This is a genomic window from Mycobacterium sp., assembly GCF_049280035.1.
Classification (GTDB): domain Bacteria; phylum Actinomycetota; class Actinomycetes; order Mycobacteriales; family Mycobacteriaceae; genus Mycobacterium.
Genome location: NZ_JBAPPI010000572.1, coordinates 1 through 3,850 on the forward strand (window position 1 = coordinate 1; position 3,850 = coordinate 3,850).

General features: G+C 65.0%; 3 protein-coding genes. 1 reads left to right on the forward strand and 2 read right to left on the reverse strand.

The window, feature by feature from the left end:
• Positions 1 to 153 precede the first annotated feature (153 nt).
• Positions 154 to 1,317 carry an LLM class flavin-dependent oxidoreductase gene (locus tag WAN71_RS18710; protein ID WP_422226762.1) on the forward strand — a complete coding sequence of 388 codons (1,164 nt, stop codon included), beginning with the start codon at positions 154 to 156 and terminating at the stop codon, positions 1,315 to 1,317.
• Positions 1,318 to 1,330: 13 nt separating this feature from the next.
• Here the strand turns inward: WAN71_RS18710 and WAN71_RS18715 are convergent, their stop codons facing one another.
• Positions 1,331 to 2,482, reverse strand: coding sequence for an FAD-dependent monooxygenase (locus tag WAN71_RS18715; RefSeq protein ID WP_422226763.1), 1,152 nt, complete (start codon positions 2,480 to 2,482; stop codon positions 1,331 to 1,333).
• Positions 2,479 to 3,702: an IS110 family transposase gene (locus WAN71_RS18720; RefSeq protein ID WP_422226764.1), complete on the reverse strand. Its 1,224-nt coding sequence runs from the start codon at positions 3,700 to 3,702 to the stop codon at positions 2,479 to 2,481. Before WAN71_RS18720 ends, WAN71_RS18715 begins: the two co-directional genes overlap by 4 nt.
• Between the last annotated feature and the right edge of the window lie 148 nt (positions 3,703 to 3,850).

Genomic DNA, 3,850 nt, shown 5'->3' on the forward strand with positions numbered 1-3,850 from the left:
GGCCACGGTTGTGTACCGGGCGTGGGTTGCGGCGGCTGGCCGTGATCGGGCAGCACGGCTGAGCTATTCACGAGTTCCTGCCGCGAACTGCTGGCCGCGGGTTGCCCGACGGGTTTAAGGTTCTCCGCAACTCGACTGCTAAGGGGAGCTCACGTGGCCAAGCTCAGATTTGGGTATTTCATCGCCCCGTTTCATCGCGCCGGCACCAACCCGACACTGGCGTTGCGGCGAGATCTCGAATTCGTCGAACACCTCGATGCGCTCGGCTTCGACGAGGCGTGGATTGGCGAGCATCACTCCGCAGGCACCGAGCTCATCGCCTCACCGGAGATCTTCATCGCCGCCGCCGCGGAACGGACCAAGTGGATCAAGCTCTGCACGGGTGTCATCTCGCTCGCCTACCACAACCCGCTCTGGGTCGCCGACCGGTTGATGATGCTGGATCACCTCACCCACGGCCGCATCATCGGCGGCGTGGGGCCGGGGTCGCTGCCCAGCGACTCGTCGATGATCGGGCTGACCCCGACCGACACCCGTGAGCTGTTGGAAACCAACCTCGACATCGTCGTTCGGCTGCTAGCGGGCGAGACGGTCAGCGCGAAAACCGCCACGCATCAACTGTTCGACGCCAAGTTGCAACTCTCTCCGTACTCCGACGGCGGTGTCCCGCTGGCGGTGGCCGCGGTCGCCTCGCCGACGGGTGCGCGGTTGGCCGGCAAGCACGGCATCGGCTTGCTGTCCATCGGGGCGACGCTGACTATCGAGGGCTTCAACGCGTTGCAGTATCACTGGGACATCGTCGAAGAGCGCGCGGCGGCATTCGGCACCCAAGTCGATCGCAAGAATTGGAGCCTGGTCGGACCGTTCCACGTCGCCGAAACCGAAAAGCAAGCCCGCGAGGACGTGAAATTCGGGCTCGAGTCATGGTTCCGGTACTTCCAGAAGGTGGCCGCGTTCCCACAGATGACGATGCCGGGCGAGCAGATCGACGAGATGATCGACGTCATCAACGACAACGGCGCGGGCGTGATCGGCACACCCGAGCGGGCGCGGGAACAGGTGCAGCGGATGTGGGATCAATCCGGCGGGTTCGGCTGCATGCTGCAGATGGGTCACGAGTGGGCCAATCCGGCGGCGACCAAACGGTCAGCCGAATTGTTCGCCGCCGAAGTCATGCCGCATTTCCAGGGTCAGGCGCAGCCGACGCTGGACGCTGCGGCGCGCGCCAGCGAGGCGCGGGAAGGTCTCGCGGAGTCGCAGAACCAGGCCGTCGCGCACATGACCAAGAAGTATCAGGACGAAATCAGCTCGAAATAACCGACTTTGGGCCTTAGAAGGTCGTGGCGCCGAACCATTGCGCAAGCACACAACGAAGCTCGTCAACTCCTGGCCTCGGCGCCGACGACGCCCACGCCACATAACCATCCGGACGGACAAGCAACGCCGTGGCCGAGGCGTCACCGACCGGGCGTCCCGCGGCGAGGGTGATCCTGTCTGCGATACCGGCCGCGGCGGTCGCGACCACAGCGCCGTCGGTGAGGTCAATGAGCAGTGGCCGCCCGTCGCGGGCGAGCTCGGCTACCCGTCGCGTTCCGTCAGCACTAGCGACCGCGAAATCAGGCACCCAACGCCCGGCCAGCGGATGCGCGTCATCGCCCACCGCATACCGATTGTCGTTGCCGGACACCAGATCACTGAGGCGGTGGACGGTATCGGGATTCGTCAGCAGCTCGGAGAAGAGCTCTCGCAGGGCAGTGACTTCGGTTCCTGGCCTGGTCAGAGCTAACTGGGCGCGGCTGTGCATGATCACCCGCTCTGCAGCCGGCCGGCGTTCGGCCTGATAGGTGTCGAGTAGCGCGGGGTCGGCGCGACCGGCAAGGACGGCAGCCAGCTTCCAGCCGAGGTTCACCGCGTCCTGCAGACCCAGATTCAGTCCAGGGCCGCCAAGGGGGGAGTGGACGTGCGCGGCGTCGCCGACCAGGATCACCCGGCCTGATTTGTATCGCGATGCGATCCTCGAGTTGATGCCGTAGAAGCGACGCAGATCCAATGGGGTGTCGGGCGTTATCGGCCGCAGTGGTACGTCAGCGCCGAGCACGCGTTTCACGCTGGCCTCGATCTCGGCCAGGCTCACCGGCGTTTCGTCGTCATAGTCGTCGATGCGGTCTTCGCGAGCCGCTCTCTCCAGTTCGAGGGTGATTACCACCGCCCGGCCGCCCATCCGACGGCATGCGAAGACGCCGTGTTCGGCGCGATAGAACGGCGTGAGCGGGACTCGGCCCCACCCGGGCACGTTGAGCGCCCCGCTGACCGGGTCAACCCAGTCGTCCGGCGGCACCAGCCCGAACGCCATCCGGGCGACCGCGTCATGCGAGGTCATTCCGGGGAAATCGATGCCCGCGAGCTTGCGCGTCTGGCTGCTGCCGCCGTCGGCGCCGACCAGGTACTTCGCGGCTAGACACCCCAGGTTCGTAGTTGTCAAGCGGCCTGAGTGTCGGGGTGGATTTGACGGTGCGCCCAGGCTTTGTGTTCATCGTATTGGGTTCGGTGGCGTAGGCAGCCGTGCAGGACGCCGACGAGCCGGTTGCCGAGGGCTCGTAGTGCTTGGTGGTGGAAGTCTCCGGCAGTGCGGCGCGCGTCGTAGTAGGTGCGGGCGCCAGGGCTGGCGTTCAGCGCGCAGAACGCCCATTGGTCGATTGCGTCGTAGAGCCGGCGGTTGCGGACGTGGCGGGCCAGCACGGCGCGTTTCTTGCCCGACGCGACAGTCAGCGGTGAGGTTCCGGCGTAGTTTTTGCGACACTTGGCGGTGGTGAACCGGTTCGGGTCATCCCCGAACTCACCGAGCACCCGGGCGCCGAGGATGACACCAAGTCCTGGCAGGGAGCGGTAGATGTCGGCGTCCGGGTGTGTCTCAAAATGCGTCGCCAACTCGGTCTCGAGGTCGCTGATCTGGCGGTTCAGTTCGGCGATGATGCCGACCATGGCACGAGTGCCGGCTGCGAACGCAGCAGTGACGGCGGCTGGGGCGGCGAGCTGTTCGGCTCGTAGAGCGGTTTGGATGTCGTGAGCACGGACGTCGAGGTTGCGTTGTCGCCCAGCGGCTTTGAGCGCAGACCGGATCTTCGACAAACTCAGGCCGGCAGCTTGGGTCGGGCTGGGTGCGCGGCCTAAGATCGCTAGCGCGTCTCGGTCGTGCAGATCATCGAAGGCCTCCAGAGCGCCCGGGTAATACTCACGCAGCGCCGAGCGCAGCGCATTGGTGTGCTGGACGCGGGTCCAGATCAAATTCTGATGTGCCCGAGCCAAGATCTTGACCGCCTCCACATCAGCGGAGTCACCGGCGACTCGGCGGTGATTGTGTCGATCGGTACGCACCAGATCGGCTAAGAGTTTGGCGTCCCCGGCATCGGACTTGGCCCCTGATACGTGGTGACGGTCGCGGTAGCGGGCGGCTGCCAGCGGATTAATCGCATACACCTGGTAGCCGGCCGCAACGAGCGCCTCGACCCATAACCCACGGTCGGTTTCAATCCCGATCACGACCTGCTCTGGTTCTTCGGCGTGACGGGCTAAGAGTTGATGGAACTCGCCGATCCCGGCAAGTCCCTCGGGTAATCGACGTGAAGCCAGCCGCGCCCCGGTGTCATCCATCAGATGAACGTCGTGGTGATCCTCCGCCCAATCGTCACCGACAAAAATCATCAGCACCTCCTTGGTCATCAAACATGTTCGAGCCCAAGGGCACCCGGCGACAAGCTAATGGATAAGTGCTCGGCGGCACGCCACCCCATCAGTGCTACAGGAACCCTCACCACCGGCCGGGGCGTGATCTAGCCTTAGAAGTCGACCA